Here is a 17,415-nt window from a genome sequence, read left to right as displayed (position 1 = left end):
CGCGCGGGTGGGCGATCCGACCTTGGTTTCCCGTCATTTTGCCCCGCCGCAGCCGCTCCAGGCGACCAGGGACCTTATCCGCGATGACCATCCAGCCGACGACCGACATTGTTGCGACTGCCGACGCGGACACCGCCGCCGGCGCCGGCTCCCGCGGGGAAGAGCGCGGGGCGAAAATCATCCAGTTCTGCCGCGCCCGCTTCACCCCTGACGATATGGACGCCTTCGCCGCCGTGGCCGAACCGAAGATCCGCGACGGCCATTGGGCCGGTGTGCTGCGCGAGTCGGGACGCGATCATGACCGGCTTCTGGTGCTGCTGCCGGAGGTCGACCGCCCCGTCTTCCGCTTCGAGCGCGACGCCAAGGGCCGCTACAATCTGTCCTTCCATGACCGGTCGGGCTGGTACGGCATCGGCGCCGCCGACAGCGCCGCGGACTGCCTGTCGATCTGGCGCCCGCGCCGCCCGCGGATTTTCTGATCCGCTTCAGGCCGGGAGCGGCGGCCATCCCGAAATTTCACCATGTAAAAAAGTGACGTGCGGCAACCCGCCGCACCGGTTTCACAAAGACTTCAGCGATAGACGCCGACCGCCAGCATGTAGGGCTTGCCGTTCAGCACCAGACGGCGGGCGTGCATCGTCTTGCGCGCGACCTGCCCCGTCAGCGGATCGATCCATCGATAGGTGACGTCGGTCCGCCCGTCGCGCGCCACCCCGTCCAGTGCCTCGCGGATGAAGGGCTTGCCCTCGATGTCGTGCAACTCGTTCAGGTTCGACCCGTTCAGCGTCGCGGTCCAGCCATGGGCGACCATCACGCCCTTGTCGTCCAGCAGCATCGGGTAGAGGTCACGGTCGGTGAAAGCGCTATCATGGCCGGCAAACGCTTCGGCCGCCGCGTCCGGACCGATCCGCTCCAGCAGCTGCTGGGCACGGTCGATCATCGTCAGCGCCTCGGCGTCGGTGCCGCGGGTGCGGGCCGGAGCGCCGGCGGCGAACGCGATGACCACCAGCAGCAGAAGAACCGGCAGCACGGTCAGCAGGGTTTGCCGCTGAACGCGCAGACGAAGCTTGGAGAGCATGCCGACCATCAGCCCGAACCTGTCCCTGTGACGTTCGGCTCCGCGGGTTTCATCCCGGCAGGGATGTTTCGATTCGGAACCATCCCTGCCGTGGTAATACCATGCCCCGCGCTGTGCAATGGACCAAACGTCACAGGTGCCATGCCGGGCCGTCCGCGGGACCGCATCGTGTCAATTCGCCGCAGCATGGTCCGGTCGCCTTAACCGCGGCTAAAGGAAGCTGTAGGGATCGACATCGATCTGCACGCGGATGGCCGGCGGGATCTCCACCCTGTCCAGCCACTCGGCGATCAGCGGCTGCACCTGGGTGCTGCGCGGCGCCTTCATCAGCAGGCGGCGGCGGTGCCGCCCGCGCAGCAGGGCCAGCGGCGCCGGGGCCGGCCCCAATATATGGACGGTGTCGCTGCGCGGCGCTGCGCGGCCCAGCGCCATCGCCACCCGCTCCACCAGAGTCGGGTCCTCGCCCGACACGATCAGCGCCGCCAGCCGGCCGAAGGGCGGCATGCCGGCCTCCAGCCGCATCTCCGCCTCCAGCTGATAGAAGCCGTCGCGGTCGCCGGCGGCCAGCGCCTGCATCACCGGATGCTCGGGCATGAAGGTCTGCAGCATCACCCGGCCCGGCCGCTCGCCGCGCCCGGCACGTCCCGCCACCTGATGCAGCAGCTGGTAGGTGCGCTCCGCCGCCCGCAGGTCGCCGCCGTTCAGCCCCAGGTCGGCATCGACCACCCCGACCAGCGTCAGCATCGGGAAATGGTGGCCCTTCGCCATCACCTGGGTGCCGATGATGATGTCCAGCTCATGCCGGCCGATGCTCTCGACCATCTCCTGGATGGCGCGCGGGCCGTGCAGGGTGTCGGACGCCATGATGGCGGCACGGGCGTCGGGGAACAGCTCCGCCACCTCCTCGGCGATGCGCTCCACGCCGGGACCGCAGGCGGCCATCGTCCCTTCCTCGCCGCAGTCCGGGCAGGCATGGGGCAAGGGCTGCTGCAAACCGCAATGGTGGCATTGCAGCTTGCGGGCGAGCCGGTGCTCGACCAGCCAGGCCGTGCAGTTCGGGCATTGCATGCGGTGGCCGCAGGCGCGGCACAGGGTCAGCGGGGCATAGCCGCGGCGGTTCAGGAACAGCATCGCCTGTTCGCCGCCGGCCAGCGTGTCGGTCAGCGCCTTGCGCAGGCTGGGCGCCAGCCAGTGCCGGGCGGGCGGGCGGTCGCGCCGCAGATCGACCAGTTCCACGTCGGGCAGCACGGCGCCGCCATGGCGGGACGGCAGTTCGATCCGGGCATAGCGGTGGCTGTCGGCGTTGACCTTGGTCTCCAGCGACGGCGTGGCCGACACCAGCACGATCGGCAACCCGCCGAGATGCGCCCGCGCCACCGCCATGTCGCGGGCATGGTAGATCGCCCCCTCCTCCTGCTTGTAGGCGGAGTCGTGCTCCTCGTCGACGACGATGACGCCGAGATCGGGATAGGGCAGGAACAGCGCCGAGCGGGCGCCCACCACCACCGGCACCTCGCCCTTCGACACCGCGCGCCAGGTGTCGCGGCGCTGCGCCCCGGTCAGTTCCGAATGCCACTCCGCCGGCGGTGCGCCGAAGCGGCGGGCGAAGCGGTCGAGCCATTGCGCCGACAGCGCGATCTCCGGCAGCAGCACCAGCGCCTGCTTGCCCTGTTCCAGCGCCGCGGAGATCGCCTCGTAATAGACCTCCGTCTTGCCCGATCCGGTGACGCCGTCGAGCAGGACGGTGGAATAGCATCCCGAGGTCACCCGCTCGCGCAGATCGTCGGCCGCCCCCTGCTGGTTCGCCGACAGGGTCGGTCCGGGCCGGCGCCAGTCCGGCCGGCCGAGCCGCGTCGGTTGCAGCATGACCGGGTCGAGCAGCCCGGCCTCGGCCAGCCCGCGCACCACCGTCACGCCGCAGCCGGCCTCCTCCGCCAGTTCCGCCGGGGTGCGGGGCGGGCCATCCGCCAGCAGGGCCAGGATGCGCTTGCGCGGGTCGGTCATCTTGAAGCCGGGCGGCGGTTCCGCATCCGGCTTGCGCAGATAGGCCAGCATCGGCTTGGGCGGCTCCAGCGCCGACGGCACGCTGACCGCCATGCGCAGGACGAAGCCCGGCGGCGTCATGGTGTAGGCGGCGACCCATTCGACGAAGCGGCGGCCGACCTCGGTCATCGGCGGCACGTCGAACCGGCGCACCACCGCCTTCAGCCGGCCGGAATCCACCGTCCCGGCACCGGGCCCCCAGACGACGCCGATCAGCCGGCGCGGCCCCAGCGGCACCTCGACGAAATCGCCGGGAACCAGCTCCAGTCCGTCGGGCACGCGGTAGTCGTAGGCCTCGCGCAAGGGCAGCGGCAGCAGCACGGCGACGCGGCGGTCCGGCCCGCGCTGCTGCGGCTTCGCCGGGAAATCTGCGGAATTTGCTGCGGAATCGCCTTCGGGCTGCCCCGTTTCGGGCGCGTCCCCAAGAAGATCCCCCTGAAAGCCCGGGGCGGAACTGGCGGAAATCGAACGCATCGGCTAGAGTGGCCTCATGTCCCGGGCACCGGGCGGGACGGCGCGTCGGTCAGCTTTCCGGCGCGGCCGGTTCCGGTCAACATCAGCAAGCATGGACCCTTCGTCATGAAGTTCTTCGTCGACACCGCCGACATCGCCGAGATCCGCGATCTGGCCGATACCGGTCTGCTGGACGGTGTTACCACCAACCCCTCCCTGATCGCCAAGTCCGGCCGTCAATTCCTCGACCTCGTGGCCGAGATTTGCGACGTCGTCAACGGTCCGGTCAGCGCCGAGGTGGCGTCCACCGACTTCGAGACCATGCTCGCCGAAGCCCACAAGATCGCCAAGATCTCCCACCGCGTCGCGGTGAAGGTGCCGCTGACCCCGGCCGGCCTGAAGGTCTGCAAGATCATCTCGTCCGAAGGGACGATGGTCAACGTCACGCTGTGCTTCTCCCCCGCCCAGGCGATCCTGGCGGCCAAGGCCGGCGCCAGCTTCGTGTCGCCCTTCGTCGGCCGCCTGGACGACATCGGCCAGGACGGCATGGGCATCATCAAGGACATCTGTGAGATCTATAACAATTACGACGCCTTCAAGACCGAGGTGCTGGTCGCCTCGATCCGCAACCCGATGCACATCGTCAAGGCCGCCCGCCTGGGCGCCCATGTCGTGACCGCGCCGGCGTCGGTGCTGAAGCAGCTGTTCAACCACCCGCTGACCGACAAGGGTCTCTCCCAGTTCGTCGAGGACTGGAAGAAGACCGGCCAGTCGATCCTGTAAGGCGGGCCGGAGCGATCATGGCCGACAGGGGCCGCGAACCGGGCCACCCGCCGCATCAGGCGTCGACGCTCTCTTCGGAGGATGTCCGCGCCTACCTGCGGAAGCACCCGGACTTCCTGGCCCAGAACGCCGATCTGGTCCACCACCTGACCCCGCCGTCGCTCGACCGCGGGCGTGGGGTGGTGGACCTCCAGGCCTTCATGGTCGACCGGCTGCGCGCCGAGGTCCGCACCCTCAAGGACCAACAGCGCGAGCTGATCGGCACCAGCCGGGCCAACCTGAACAGCCAGAACCGCATCCATGCCGCGGTGCTGTTCCTGCTCGACGCCCAGAGCTTCGAACAGCTGATCCAGACCATCACCACCGACCTCGCGGTCCTGCTCGACCTCGACGTCGCCTGTCTGGTCATCGAATCCAACGGCACCGACATCCCCCATGTCCACCGCTCCGGCGTGCGGGTGGTGGAGCCGGGCGCCATCGCCGACCGGTTGGGCCGCGCCGACGTGGTGCTGAACACCGACATCCAGGGCGATCCCGAGATCTACGGCCCCGGCGCCGGCCTCGTCCGGTCGGAGGCGCTGATCCGCATCCAGGTCTCCAGCGAGACGCCGGACGGGCTGCTCGCCTTCGGCAGCCGCGAGCCCGACACCTTCCACAACGGCCAGGGCACCGAACTGGTGGGCTTCCTCGCCCGCGTGATCGAGCGGGTGATCCGCGGCTGGCTGGAGCTGCCGGCGTGACCGAACCTGTGCCCGGCGTTCCAAGCTTGGGGTTCTCCGCCAAGCCCGACGTCCAGGATGTGCTCGCCCATTGGCGGCGCTGGATGGAGAGCGAGAAGGCGGTCTCCCGCCACACCCTGTCGGCCTACACCGCCGATGTGGGCGAGTTCCTGCGCTTCCTTACCGAATTCCGCGGCGGCTCGCCGCCCTCACTGAACGACCTGGGCGACCTGAAGGCGGCGGATTTCCGCGCCTGGATGTCCAGGCTGGCGATGGACGGGCTGGTCGGGGCCAGCCGGGCACGCAAGCTGGCGGCGGTGCGCAACCTGTTCCGCTGGCTCGACCGCAGTGGGCGTCTGCACAACCCCGCCGTCGCCACGCTGGCGACCCCGAAGGTCAAGCGCCCGGCCCCGCGTCCGCTGACCGAGATCGACGCCGACCGCCTGCTGGAGGAGGCCGAGCGCGACCGCGAGGAGCCCTGGATCGGCAAGCGCGACCGCGCCCTGTTCACCCTGCTCTACGGCTGCGGCCTGCGCATTTCCGAAGCGCTGGGACTGGCGCGCAAGGACGCCCCGTTGGGCGACACGCTGCGCGTCACCGGCAAGGGGCGCAAGGACCGCATGATCCCGGTCCTGCCGGCGGTGACGGAGGCGGTGCGCGCCTACATCGAGTCCTGCCCCTTTACGCTCGCGCCCGACGGCCCGCTGTTCGTCGGCACCCGCGGCGGCCGGCTGAACGCCAGCGTCGCCCAGCACCAGATGCAGAAGCTGCGCGCCCTGATGGGCATGCCGGACAGCGCCACCCCGCACGCCCTGCGGCATAGTTTCGCGACACACCTTTTGGCGGACGGCGGCGACCTGCGCGCCATCCAGGATCTGCTCGGCCACGCGTCGCTCTCCACGACCCAGCGCTATACGGATGTCGAGAACGAGCAGTTGATGAACGTATACCGCAATGCCCATCCGCGGGCGCGCAAGGTCTGACGCTCTCCGCCACTAAGCGTCTGCGCATATTGGGGTATTCATTTCTGCCCCCATGGCCGCGTCACATGCGGTGGGTCAGATGGCTGAATCCCGAAGCTCACAACAAGATCCATTGATTGGCATAAAATTGCCCCTCAAAGCTCTTAAACCTCCTTCGCCAATTTCTTTAAATTATCTGATAGAACAACTCGGACTTAATACTTAAGTCCTTAAGAAGAGATTTTACCACCTAACTCTCATTAATCTGTCGTTAATTTTGAAGATCGACAGTCCCCTCTATCCATGCGGAGAAGCCGGGGGGAAAGACTTTATGCAGACGAAATCCATCCAATCCAAGATTGCGATGCTGTCGGGCTTCTGCCTGGCAGGCACCGTCGCCGTGCTGGTCGGCTTCGCCGTACTGTCGACCCGCTCAAGCAATGAGTTCGTCACCGGGAACGTCGAACGGATCCTCGAAAGCAAGACGACGGAGTCCCTGCAGAATCTCGCAGCGACCCAGGCCGGCTTGCTGCGGTCGGAGTTCGACACCGCGCTGAATGCCGCGCGGACGATGGCGACCGGCTTCTCCAGCCTCGCCGACGACGGGGCGCCCGGCCATGTCCCGCCGGACCGGCGGCGCGAAGCCTTCAACGGCGTGCTGCTGTCGGTGCTGAAGCGCAACCCGCTGTTCAACGGCACCTATTCGGCCTGGGAGCCCGACGCGCTCGATGGCCGGGACGAGGAGTTCCGGGGCCGCCGCGAGACCGGCACCGACGCCACCGGCCGCTTCATCCCCTACTGGAACCGCGACCAGAACGGCCGCATCGCCATGCAGCCGCTGGTCGAGTACGACAGCCGCGACCGTCATCCCAACGGCGTGATGAAGGGCGGCTGGTACATCGGCCCGCAGGAGACCGGGCGGGAAAGCGTGCTCGACCCCTTGCCCTACATCGTGCAGGGCAAGCAGGTGTTCCTGGCGACCCTATCGGTTCCGGTGGTCATCGGCGGCAAGTTCCGCGGCGTGGCCGGCGCCGACTTCAACCTCGACTTCGTCCAGCAGCTGTCGACCAAGGTCAGCGCCGCGGTTTTCAACGGCCGCAGCCAAGTGGTCATCATCAGCAACATGGGTCTGATCGTCGCCCACAGTGCCCGGCCCGACCTGATCGGCCAGTCGATCTCCACCTTCGACGTCTCCTGGCAGGCCGATCTGGCGAGCGTCCAGGCGGGCAAGCCGCATGTCGACATCGAAGCCTCCACCAACATGCTGCGCAGCTTCGCTCCCATCACGCTCGGCAACACCGAGAAGCCGTGGGCCGTTCTGGTCCAGGTGCCGAAGGACATCGTGCTGGCCGACGGCATGGCGCTGTCCATGGAGTTGGGGGAGCGGGCCAATTCCAACATCCTCTGGCAGGTCTCCGTCGGCGCCCTGGTCGCGCTCGGTGCCGTCGCGGTGATGTGGGTGGTCGCCGGCGGCGTCGCCCGGCCGATCCGCGCCAGCGTCGCCTTCGCCGAGGGCATCGCCGCCGGCCGCTTCGACCAGACGCTGGACATCCGGCAATCCGACGAGGTCGGCGCGCTGGCCGAGGCCCTGCGCAAGATGATGGCCGAGCTGAAGCGGATGATCGACCAGCGGGCGGAGGATCAGGCCAAGGCCGACGCCGAGCGCCGCAAGGCCATGCTGCAGCTGGCCGACACTCTGGAAGCCCAGGTGATGAACGTGGTGGACGGCGTCGACCGCGCCGCCCAGTCGATGACCGGCACCGCCCAGACGATGACCGCCACCGCGACCCAGACCAGCCAGCAGGCCGGCGTGGTCGCCACCGCCTCCCAGGATGCCAGCAGCAACGTTCAGACCGTTGCCAGCGCGACCGAGGAGCTGTCGGCCTCGATCCAGGAGATCGGCGAGCGCGTCAACCGTTCCGCCCAGATCGCCCGCGAGGCGGTCGAGGCCGCCCAGCAGGCCAACGGCCAGGTCCTGAGCCTGACGGAGGCGGCGGAGAAGATCGGCACCGTGGTGCAGCTGATCCAGGACATCGCCAGCCAGACCAATCTGCTGGCGCTGAACGCCACCATCGAGGCCGCCCGCGCCGGAGAGGCCGGCAAGGGCTTCGCCGTGGTCGCCCAGGAGGTGAAGAGCCTCGCAAGCCAGACCGCCAAGGCGACGGAGGAGATCGCCGGCCACGTCACCGGCATGCAGCGGGTCACCGGCGAGACCGCCGGCGCCATCAAGGGCATCGGCGGCATCATCGCCCAGATCGACGAGATCTCCACCGCCATCGCCGCCGCGGTGGAGGAACAGGGCTCCGCCACCGCCGAGATCGCCCGCAATGTCCAACAGGCGGCCAGCGGCACCCAGGAGGTGACCAAGACCATCGCCGATGTCCGCAGCGCCGCCGTCGAGGCCGGCCACTCCGCCGAGAACGTCCTGTCGGTTTCCGGCCAGCTCGCCAACGATGCCGGCCGCCTGCGCAGCGCGGTGAACGGCTTCCTGTCGACGATCCGCGCGGCGTGACGGGCTGATCGATCGCGAAAATACGAAAGGCTCCTCCACCGGCCGGTGAAGGAGCCTTTCATCGTTACGAACCTTGCAGCCCGCAGATCGGCTGTTCAGGGATCAGATGTGCAGCGGACGCCCGTCCACCGCCAGCGCCGCTTCCTTGACCGCTTCCGACAAGGTCGGGTGGGCGTGGCAGGTGCGGGCGACGTCTTCGGCCGACGCGCTGAACTCCATGGCCAGCACCAGCTCGCCGATCATCTCCGACACGTTCGGGCCGATCATGTGGACGCCCAGCACCTTGTCGGTGGCGGCATCCGACAGGATCTTCACGAAGCCGTCGGTGTTGCCGCCGGCACGCGCGCGGCCGTTGGCGGTGAACGGGAACTTGCCGGCCTTGTAGGCGACGCCCGCGGCCTTCAGCTGCTCCTCGGTCTTGCCGACGGCGGCGACTTCCGGCCAGGTGTAGACGACGCCGGGAACCAGGTCGTGGTTGACGTGGCTCTTCTGGCCGGCCAGCTGCTCGGCGAGCGCGACGCCCTCCTCCTCGGCCTTGTGGGCCAGCATCGGGCCTTCGACCACATCACCGATGGCGTAGATGCCCGGCACGTTGGTCTGGAAGTGGTGGTCGATCTTGACGCGGCCGCGGTCCAGCTCGACGCCCACCGCCTCCAGGCCGAGGCCCTCGGTGTAGGGGCGGCGGCCGATGGCGACCAGGACGGTGTCGGCCTCGATGGTCTGCGCGGCACCGCCGGCGGCGGGCTCGACCGTCAGGCTCACGCCGGTCTCGGTCACGGACGCGCCGGTCACCTTGGTGCTCAGCTTGAAGTCCATGCCCTGCTTGGCGAAGATGCGCTGGGCCTGCTTGGACAGCTCGTTGTCCATGGTCGGCAGCACGCGGTCGAGATACTCGACCACCGTCACCTTGGCGCCCAGCCGGCCCCATACCGAGCCCAGCTCCAGACCGATCACGCCGCCGCCGATGACGACCAGATGCTTCGGCACCTCCGGCAGCGACAGGGCGCCGGTGGAGGACACCACGCGCTTCTCGTCGATGGCGATGCCCGGCAGCGGGGTCACGTCGGACCCGGTGGCGATGACGATCGCCTTCGACGCGGTGATGGCGCCGACGCCCTCGACCTCGACGGTGTTGGCGGCGGTGATCTTGCCGGCACCCTTCAGCCAGGCGATCTTGTTCTTCTTGAACAGGAACTCGATGCCGGTGACGTTGTCCTTGACGACCTTGTCCTTGTGGGCCTGCATGCCCGGCAGGTCGAGTTCGACGCCGCCGACCTTGATGCCGAACTTGGCGAGGCCGTGGGCCGCTTCCTCGAACTTCTCCGACGCCGCCAGCAGAGCCTTGGACGGGATGCAGCCGACATTCAGGCAGGTGCCGCCCAGCGTCCCCCGCTTCTCGACGCAGGCGACCTTGAAGCCGAGCTGCGCCGCGCGGATCGCGCAGACATACCCGCCGGGGCCGCCGCCGATCACAACGACGTCAAAAGTGCTTTCAGCCATGAGAGGCTTTCCTTTCGCCATTCTTGCTCGTTGCCAAAAGCCGTCCCATCCAGCGGGGAGGGCGCGCGGGATCATCCGCGGGGCGATTTATGCCCGCGCTCACGCCCCGTGGCAACGGGACACTTCGTCTCTGGAGGCAGGGTTGCCCGATGGTGGGAGGTCAGAAGCCGAGGTCGCGGTAAAGCTCCGCCAGCGGCATGTCGAGACCGGCGGTCTCCAGCACCAGCCGCCCCTCCTCCTCCAGCACCTCGGGTGCCGCGGGCCAGAGATCGTCCGAATCGCGGCGGTGCAGTTCCGCCCGGACGGCCCGCGAATCGAGGAACAGGATCTCGCGCACCGACGGCATGGCGGCATAGGCGTGCAGCTTGGCCCGCTGCGCCTTCTCCTCCGTCGGCGACAGGATCTTCACCAGCAGCACCGGTGCGGTGGTGTAGGGGATTTCCGGGTCGAAGGGTTCGCAGGTCACCGCGAGGTCGGCGACCCGGTAATTGTGCGTCGGGTCGAAATGCGGACGGACGCCGGCTTCCGGCAAAACGACACAGGATTGGCCGGTGCGACGGTTGCGGTCTTCCAATGAATTGCCGATCCGGCGTGTCAGCGCGCCTTGCAGGGTGCTATGCGCCCGGCTGGGATGGCCCTGAGCGACGATCCCGCCATCGACGAGTTCATACCGGGCGTCGTCCCGGAACTCCATCGCCAGGAATTCCTCGACGGTCGTCAGCGGGGTGAAGCGGCGGGCGAGCGGCATGGCGGTCTCCGATCCGAATGGCGTTCGGGAACAGTGCCAATGTAGTCCATTGCGGCATGGAAGCGAAGGGCACCCCTTTTGCGCAAGTCCCCTCCCCTTCCGATTCCGGAAACCTTTACGGCCCCGCTTGCGTTCAAACGGCATCACAGCGCCACCGCAACGGAGACCACCGCCATGACCACCATCAAGAAGTTCGCCCTGCTCGCCGTCCTGGGCACCCTGCTGGGCACCACGCTGGCCGCCTGCAACACCGTCGAGGGCGCCGGCCAGGACGTGCAGGCCGGCGGTCGCGCCATCGAGCGCGGTGCCGACAACGTCCAGAAGAAGATGTAATCCCGAGGGTTTCGCGGCTCCGGGAACCTCCCCCGGAGCCGACCCCAAAAAAGCAATGGCCTCCCATGCGTTCGATCCGAACCGCATGGGAGGCCATTGCTGTGTCAGAGGGTCGGTGCCGCGGGTCGGACCGGTTGCCGGGCTCCCGCGATCCGCGTCAGCGGTTCCTGGCCTTGCGCGCGGCATAGCGGGCATCGCGGGCGGCTTTCGCCTCCGCTGCGGTCGCCACCTGGCGCTTGGCCTGCTCGGCAAGCCCCTGAACCGCCAGCGCTTCGCGGGCAGCCTGCTCGGCCTGTTCCGCCTTCAACGCTTCCTGCTCGGCGGCCTTGCGGGCATCGCGCGCGGCATTGCGCTCGGCCTCGCGGGCCTCACGGGCGATGCGGACGGCCCGCCGGGCCTCTTCACGCTCCGCGAAGATCGGATCGTTCACACCGGGCTGCGCCTTGAACTTTTCCAGCAGTGCCTTCTTCGCGCCGGCGGCTGCGCTCAGACGCTCCGAAAGCCCTGCATTCTTGAAACCGTTCATATCCATCCATTTCTGAAATTGGTCACGCCCACAGGCAGACCATCAAGCAAGTCTGATATCGGGCCGAACCGCCGAAAGATGCGATTGGCAGGACCGCCAAAGGCAGAGATGCGGCGCCAGGGACGAGCGGTCCCGGCTGCGGCGCTCCCGATTTCCAGTACAAAAAAAGGGCGGCCGGAGCCGCCCTTTCTCTTCGACCCTGCTGCGCTCAGAGCGCGCGCAGGTTCTCGGCCGCAACCTTGCCGCGGCGCGGATCGCGGATCGCGTCGAAGGACAGCTTCTGGCCTTCACCGAGGTTGCTGATGCCGGCGCGCTCGACAGCGGAGATGTGGACGAACACGTCGGCCGTGCCGTCTTCCGGCTGAATGAAGCCAAAGCCCTTGGTCGAATTGAAAAACTTGACGGTACCGATAGCCATGGGTCAGTTCCCTTCCTGGCGTTGCCCCCGCGCGAAGTTGCGCAGGCGCATCAATTTCACTTCGGGGAAGAGACCCAAATCCGCAGGACGGATCGGAATAACAAAGCCCAGAGCAACGTCGACCTGCCTTAACTGGGGCATGGGCCGAGCGGTTGCAAGTGACAATCGCGATGGGCCGACATGCGATCCCGGCGGACGCAGCCCGCCGTATCGTCTCACCCCTTCATACGCTTGATGGTGTTTGTCGTGCTCTGTCCCTGGACCAGATCGGCCAGCACTACTTTTCCGCCATAGCTCTGGACGAAATCCGCCCCCACCACCGTCGCGATGGTGTAGTCGGCCCCCTTGACCAGCACGTCGGGACGCAGGGCGTGAATCAGCGTCTCCGGCGTGTCCTCGCCGAAGATCACCACCAGATCGACGCAGCCCAGCGACGCCAGGACCGTGGCGCGCGCCGTCTCGTTCTGGACCGGCCGGCTTTCGCCCTTCAGCCGCTTCACCGACGCATCGCTGTTCAGCCCGACCACCAGCACGTCGCAGGCGGCGCGGGCCTGCTTCAGCAGCGCGATATGGCCGGGATGCAGCAGGTCGAAGCAGCCGTTGGTGAAGCCCACCCGCTTGCCGCGCAGCCGCCAGCGCTCCGCCCGTTCCGCCGCGGCGTCGCGGGTCAGCACCTTCTCCTCGCCATGGCGCCACTGCTGCTCGTGCAGGCCGGACAGCAGTTCGGCCGAGCGGACCACCGCCGTGCCGACCTTGCCCACCACGATGCCGGCCGCCAGATTGGCAAGCCGCGCCGAATCGACCAGATCGATCCCCACCGACAGCGCGGCGGTCAGCGTCGCCACCACCGTATCGCCGGCGCCCGATACGTCGAACACCTCGCGCGCCTCGGCCGGCAGGTGCACCGCATCCTCGGCTGTCACCACCGACATGCCCTGCTCGCTGCGGGTGGCGACGACGGCGCCGATGCCGCAGGTGGCGATCAGGTGGCGGGCGGCGGCGATCACCTCCTCGTCGGTTCGCGCCGGCAGGCCGGTGGCCTCCATCAGCTCCTTGCGGTTCGGCGTGACGATGTCGGCCCCGCGATAGCGCCGGTAGTCGCGCCCCTTCGGATCGACCACCACGGTGCGCCCGGCCTGCCGCGCGGCGGCGATCACCGCCACCACCAGCTCGTCGGTCAGCACGCCCTTGCCATAGTCGGACAGGATGACGCCGCCCACCTCGGGCAGCAGGCCGCGCACACGCTCCAGCACGCGGTCGGTCACGGTGATCGGCACCACCGTCTCGATGTCGGTGCGCAGAAGCTGCTGCTGGCCGGCGATGAAGCGGGTCTTCACCGTGGTCTGGCGCCCGTCCTCCATCACGATGGCGCCGTCGCTGACGCCCTCGCGCCGCAGCAGGGCCAGCAGATCGGTGCCGACGCCGTCGCGCCCGACCACCGAGACGAAGCGGCAGTCCGCCTCCAGCGCCACCAGATTGGCCGCGACATTGCCGGCGCCGCCCAGCTTGGGCACTTCGCGGTCCACGCGCAGGACGGGAATCGGTGCCTCCGGCGACACCCGGTCCACCGAACCATAGACGAAACGGTCAAGCATCACGTCGCCAAGGCACAGCACGTTGGCGCGCGACAGGGTGTCGATGTGACGGGCAAGGTCGCTCATGGCGCCTGTCTTACCAATGCCAAAGCGGTAACGCCAGAGGACAAGTTTGCGCCGGCCGGAATGAAGGCATCAGGAAAAAGCGGGAACGTCCCGGCGCAGATCGCCGGATCCGCGGGCAAAGGTCAGGCTGATCGCTCCGTTCACCTCCTCCGCACCGGCAGTCCCCGCCGCCGGCTCGACGGTCAGGCCGGCATCGGCCAGTGCTGCCTCGAAGATCCCGGTCCGGTCGCCCGGCAGCGCGAAGCGGATGGTCGCCATGATGTCGGAGAACAGCGTGTGGTCGACGATCCAGCCCCCGGCCGCCCCCAGCGCATCGGCGACCGCGGTCAGTGCCGCATTGCGTTCCATGGTGGTGACCGCCTCGTATTTCAGGAAATTCCGCATCGCACATCCTCCGGTCATGCCGCCTTCCGACATCCGGGCCGCTGACGGCCGCTTAGTGTAGAAGATGACTGTCCGGCGCGTAAGGTCACGCGCCCTCTCCGCCAGCACATCCGGCACATTGCGAGCCACCATGCCCCGTCCCATCGTCGCGACCAGCCTGTCGGCCAAGCTCCTGCTGCTCACCATCCTGTTCGTGCTGCTGGCGGAGGTGCTGATCTACGCCCCCTCCATCGCGCGCTTCCGGATGAGCTACCTGGAGGAGCGGCTGGCTGCCGCCCACATCGCCGCCTTGTCGGTGGAGGCGGCCCCCGACCTGATGGTGACGAAGGAATTGCAGGCCAAGCTGCTGGCCTACACCGGCACCCACGTCATCGACCTGATCCAGCCGGGTGCCCGCGTCTACATGCTGTCGCGCCCGATGCCGCCGCAGGCCGATGCGGTGTACGACCTGCGCGGCACTGGCATGGGCATGCAGTTCGTCGATGCCGGCAACGCCCTGTGGCTCGCCCTGGAAGGCGCCCTGGCGAGCGGCATCGGGCCGCAGCGCAACCGGGTGATCCGGGTGATCGACCGGTCGCCCAACGACCCGGCCCAGCGCGTCGAGGTGACGATGGACGAGCGGCCGCTGATCGATGCCATGCTCGACTTCTCCCGCCGCATCCTGGCGGTGTCGGTCGCCATCTCGCTGATCGCGGCGATCCTGGTCTATGTCACGCTGCATGCCCTGCTGGTGCGGCCGATGCGGCGGCTGACCGCCGGGGTGGTCGCCTTCCGCCGCGACCCCGACGGCGCCCCGCCGCTGGTGCCCGGCACCCGCGCCGACGAGATCGGCGTGGCGGAGCGCGAACTGGCCGCCATGCAGGGCACGGTGCGCGCCGCCCTGCGCCAGCGCGAGCGGCTCGCCACGCTCGGCACCGCGGTGGCGAAGATCAACCACGACCTGCGCGGCATCCTGTCCACCGCCTCCCTCCTGTCGGAGCGGCTGACCGAGAGTGCCGATCCGGAGGTGCGGCGGGTGACGCCACGGCTGGTCGCCTCGCTGGACCGGGCGGTGGAGCTGTGCAGCCAGACCCTATCCTTCACCCGCGACGGCGTCCTGCCGCTCTCTCCCGCTCCGACAGACCTGCACCGGCTGGTGGAGGAGGTCGGGGCCGAGGTTCTCGCCACCGCCCGGCCCGACGGCGGCCGGGTGGAAGCGGACTGGGTCAACGACATCCCCGCCGGCACGCTGGCGCAGGTCGATGCCGCCCAGCTTGGCCGTGCGCTCGTCAATCTCGGCCGCAACGCGGTGCAGGCCGGCGCCGACCGGGTGCGTCTCTCCATCCAGGCCGGGCAAGCCGACCGTCTGACCCTGACCGTCGCCGACAACGGCCCCGGACTTGCGCCGCGGGCGCGGGAGAACCTGTTCCAGCCCTTCGCCGGCTCGGCGCGGGCCGGCGGCGTCGGCCTTGGCCTCGCCATCGCGCGGGAGCTGCTGCGCGCCCATGGCGGTGAGTTGCGGCTGGTGGAAAGCGACGCCGCCGGAACGGCCTTCGCCCTTGACATACCGCAATGCAATGCGGACACCGGTGCTGTAGCCGTTGCAGCGCACAAGTCGTTTGTGTCGCATTGATTCTGCCGGGTTCGTCCCGCAGAATTCCTTCAAAGCCGAAGCGTTCGCGAGCAGCCCGGCGGGGCGGGAGGCGGGCGCTTCCCCACCGCCAACGCCTTGTTCTGAAAGGACTCCGCGACGTGCAAGCCTTCTCCTTCTGGATCAACCCCATCCTCGCCGGCATCATGGCCTTCGTCGGGCTGCTCGCCTCCTCGCGCGCGGCGGACGAAGCCTTCGCGGCCGGCGGCCTGATCGTTTTCCTCGGCTGCGTGCTCTTCATCTTCGCGTCGATCGGCCGTTATTTCGACCGTCTGGGCTCCACCTACTGACCGTCGCGCCAAGCGACCGGTAACGCGAAGGCCGGGTGAACCACCCGGGGGGCAGGCGCCCAACGAAGCGGGTGCCACATGACATGCTCTATGACATGGGCAACAAGGGCGGACCCCGACGCCTTCGCGACCATCGATGTCCTGCGCCGCCGTCCCGTCATGGATTTGACGGCGGCGCTTCCCTTCTCCCCGATGCCGCACACCGTCGTCGATCTCTGCTGCGGAGCCGGACAGCTGTCCCGGCTGCTGGCGGCGCGCTGGCCCCAGGCCAACGTGCTGGCGGTCGACCATTCCCCGGCGATGCTGCGCTGGGCCGCCGACACGCCGTCGCGCGTGCGCTACCAGCAGGCCGATCTCGGCGAATGGCGCCCGCGCTGGCCGGTGGACCTCATCATCTCCGTCGGCGGGCTCCACCATCTGGGCGGGCACGAACGGCTGTTCCCCGACCTGCTGCAATCGCTCGGCCCCGGCGGCGTCCTGGCCGTCGCCCTGCCCCGCCCGCAGTCCCAGACCGCCCACCGCCTGCTGCTGGAAACCGCTGCCGACGGCCCATGGTCGGACCGGCTGCACGATGCCTGGGCCGCGGCGGAGCAGACGGAAAGCCCCGGCCACGACGCCCAGGACTATTATGACTGGCTGTCTCCCCAAGGCGCCGTGATCGACCTTTGGGAGACCGAGTATTTCCACGCGCTCGACGGCGACGTGCCGCTTCTGCAATGGCTGCACCAGTCGGCGCTGGTTCCGGTGATGGACCGTCTGGCCGGCCCCGACCTCGACGGCTTCCTTGCCGCCTACCGCCGCCGGCTGGAGACCGCCTATCCCGAACATTCCAGCGGCGGCGCCTTGATCCCGACCAAGTGGCTGTTCCTGCTGGCGCAGGTGTGAGGACTCCGCTGCCGGCCCATCACTCGACCAGCCGGATCTCCGTCGTCGCGACGCCGGAGGCCCCGACCGCCACGGCATAATCGTCGAAGCCCGGCGGGCCGAAGCTGCCGCGGGCGGAACGGCTGAAGCCGTGCGGTTCGGCCGGGATGCCGAACAGGCCGGTGGCCATCTCCCCATTGTTGTCGAGATCCTGGAAGGCGATCAGCCCATAGCGCCCGGCCGGCAGGTCCGGAAACACCACCTGCACCTCGGTCCCCAGCGCCGCGACGAAATAGCCGGCGCGCGGCGCCTTCGCCTTCTGCGCCTCGGCGCTGTCGAACAGCGCGACCATCACCTTGCCCTGGTTGGGCTTGACGTTGCGGACGGTTGCGCGGAGTTCCCCGGCCGCAGCGGTTCCCGCGCCCGATCCCAAGGCGGCCAGCGCCAGCAGCGCCACCGGGGCAATCGTCCTTGTGAACCAACTTGTGAACCGTCGCCGTGCCGTCATTCC

The 17,415-nt window shown here is 68.6% G+C and carries 18 protein-coding genes; 9 read left to right on the top strand and 9 right to left on the bottom strand.

What is annotated here, in order from left to right:
* Positions 1-83: 83 nt before the first annotated feature.
* A complete protein-coding gene (locus tag TSH64_RS12875; protein ID WP_109445438.1) occupies positions 84-479 on the top strand; it encodes a hypothetical protein in 396 nt (131 codons plus the stop codon).
* 92 nt (positions 480-571) lie between these two features.
* Here the strand turns inward: TSH64_RS12875 and TSH64_RS12870 are convergent, their stop codons facing one another.
* Both TSH64_RS12870 and TSH64_RS12865 read right to left on the bottom strand, forming a co-directional pair.
* Positions 572-1,087 carry a cache domain-containing protein gene (locus TSH64_RS12870; RefSeq protein ID WP_109445437.1) on the bottom strand — a complete coding sequence of 172 codons (516 nt, stop codon included), beginning with the start codon at positions 1,085-1,087 and terminating at the stop codon, positions 572-574.
* Positions 1,088-1,288: 201 nt separating this feature from the next.
* The gene (locus TSH64_RS12865) at positions 1,289-3,595 is read right to left on the bottom strand and encodes a primosomal protein N' (RefSeq protein WP_247872913.1); all 2,307 of its coding nucleotides are present in this window, start codon (positions 3,593-3,595) and stop codon (positions 1,289-1,291) included.
* A 105-nt stretch (positions 3,596-3,700) separates the two neighbouring features.
* Between TSH64_RS12865 and fsa the strand changes: the two genes are divergently transcribed.
* The 4 genes from fsa to TSH64_RS12845 all read left to right on the top strand — a co-directional run bounded on the left by fsa (position 3,701) and on the right by TSH64_RS12845 (position 8,550).
* Complete coding sequence (gene fsa, locus TSH64_RS12860) at positions 3,701-4,357, top strand: fructose-6-phosphate aldolase (protein ID WP_063635338.1); 657 nt, start codon at positions 3,701-3,703, stop codon at positions 4,355-4,357.
* 17 nt (positions 4,358-4,374) lie between these two features.
* Positions 4,375-5,097, top strand: a complete 723-nt coding sequence (locus tag TSH64_RS12855; RefSeq protein ID WP_109445436.1) for a DUF484 family protein — start codon at positions 4,375-4,377, stop codon at positions 5,095-5,097.
* Complete coding sequence (locus TSH64_RS12850; RefSeq protein ID WP_109445435.1) at positions 5,094-6,059, top strand: tyrosine recombinase XerC; 966 nt, start codon at positions 5,094-5,096, stop codon at positions 6,057-6,059. Before TSH64_RS12855 ends, TSH64_RS12850 begins: the two co-directional genes overlap by 4 nt.
* A gap of 310 nt (positions 6,060-6,369) precedes the next feature.
* The gene (locus TSH64_RS12845; RefSeq protein ID WP_109445434.1) at positions 6,370-8,550 is read left to right on the top strand and encodes a methyl-accepting chemotaxis protein; all 2,181 of its coding nucleotides are present in this window, start codon (positions 6,370-6,372) and stop codon (positions 8,548-8,550) included.
* Positions 8,551-8,652: 102 nt separating this feature from the next.
* Here TSH64_RS12845 and lpdA read toward each other — a convergent pair whose 3' ends face one another.
* Together lpdA and TSH64_RS12835 are read right to left on the bottom strand one after the other, a co-directional pair.
* Positions 8,653-10,050 carry a dihydrolipoyl dehydrogenase gene (gene lpdA / locus TSH64_RS12840; RefSeq protein WP_109445433.1) on the bottom strand — a complete coding sequence of 466 codons (1,398 nt, stop codon included), beginning with the start codon at positions 10,048-10,050 and terminating at the stop codon, positions 8,653-8,655.
* A 160-nt stretch (positions 10,051-10,210) separates the two neighbouring features.
* Positions 10,211-10,798, bottom strand: coding sequence for a Uma2 family endonuclease (locus TSH64_RS12835; RefSeq protein WP_158285371.1), 588 nt, complete (start codon positions 10,796-10,798; stop codon positions 10,211-10,213).
* A gap of 174 nt (positions 10,799-10,972) precedes the next feature.
* Between TSH64_RS12835 and TSH64_RS12830 the strand changes: the two genes are divergently transcribed.
* Positions 10,973-11,131, top strand: a complete 159-nt coding sequence (locus TSH64_RS12830) for an entericidin A/B family lipoprotein (RefSeq protein WP_042692070.1) — start codon at positions 10,973-10,975, stop codon at positions 11,129-11,131.
* Positions 11,132-11,288: 157 nt separating this feature from the next.
* On the opposite strand, the gene TSH64_RS12825 is transcribed toward TSH64_RS12830, so the two are convergent.
* The 4 genes from TSH64_RS12825 to TSH64_RS12810 all read right to left on the bottom strand — a co-directional run bounded on the left by TSH64_RS12825 (position 11,289) and on the right by TSH64_RS12810 (position 14,120).
* Positions 11,289-11,657: a DUF6481 family protein gene (locus tag TSH64_RS12825; RefSeq protein ID WP_109445431.1), complete on the bottom strand. Its 369-nt coding sequence runs from the start codon at positions 11,655-11,657 to the stop codon at positions 11,289-11,291.
* 208 nt (positions 11,658-11,865) lie between these two features.
* Entirely contained in the window at positions 11,866-12,075 is a 210-nt protein-coding gene (locus TSH64_RS12820) for a cold-shock protein (protein WP_109052004.1), read from the bottom strand.
* 215 nt (positions 12,076-12,290) lie between these two features.
* Positions 12,291-13,736: a D-glycero-beta-D-manno-heptose-7-phosphate kinase gene (rfaE1, locus tag TSH64_RS12815; RefSeq protein ID WP_109445430.1), complete on the bottom strand. Its 1,446-nt coding sequence runs from the start codon at positions 13,734-13,736 to the stop codon at positions 12,291-12,293.
* 69 nt (positions 13,737-13,805) lie between these two features.
* On the bottom strand, positions 13,806-14,120 hold the full coding sequence (locus TSH64_RS12810) for a hypothetical protein (protein ID WP_109445429.1): 315 nt from the start codon (positions 14,118-14,120) through the stop codon (positions 13,806-13,808).
* A gap of 130 nt (positions 14,121-14,250) precedes the next feature.
* Between TSH64_RS12810 and TSH64_RS12805 the strand changes: the two genes are divergently transcribed.
* The 3 genes from TSH64_RS12805 to TSH64_RS12795 all read left to right on the top strand — a co-directional run bounded on the left by TSH64_RS12805 (position 14,251) and on the right by TSH64_RS12795 (position 16,925).
* Entirely contained in the window at positions 14,251-15,732 is a 1,482-nt protein-coding gene (locus tag TSH64_RS12805; RefSeq protein ID WP_109445428.1) for a HAMP domain-containing sensor histidine kinase, read from the top strand.
* A 119-nt stretch (positions 15,733-15,851) separates the two neighbouring features.
* Complete coding sequence (locus tag TSH64_RS12800; protein WP_109445427.1) at positions 15,852-16,040, top strand: hypothetical protein; 189 nt, start codon at positions 15,852-15,854, stop codon at positions 16,038-16,040.
* 90 nt (positions 16,041-16,130) lie between these two features.
* Positions 16,131-16,925 carry a methyltransferase domain-containing protein gene (locus tag TSH64_RS12795; RefSeq protein ID WP_109445426.1) on the top strand — a complete coding sequence of 265 codons (795 nt, stop codon included), beginning with the start codon at positions 16,131-16,133 and terminating at the stop codon, positions 16,923-16,925.
* A 19-nt stretch (positions 16,926-16,944) separates the two neighbouring features.
* On the opposite strand, the gene TSH64_RS12790 is transcribed toward TSH64_RS12795, so the two are convergent.
* Positions 16,945-17,361 carry a DUF2141 domain-containing protein gene (locus TSH64_RS12790; protein WP_199237551.1) on the bottom strand — a complete coding sequence of 139 codons (417 nt, stop codon included), beginning with the start codon at positions 17,359-17,361 and terminating at the stop codon, positions 16,945-16,947.
* Positions 17,362-17,415 lie beyond the last annotated feature (54 nt).

The sequence above is a fragment of the Azospirillum sp. TSH64 genome, from assembly GCF_003116035.1.
Taxonomy (GTDB): domain Bacteria; phylum Pseudomonadota; class Alphaproteobacteria; order Azospirillales; family Azospirillaceae; genus Azospirillum.
The sequence above is the reverse complement of the archived record's forward strand: the minus strand, read 5'-3'. Positions and strand labels throughout refer to the sequence as shown.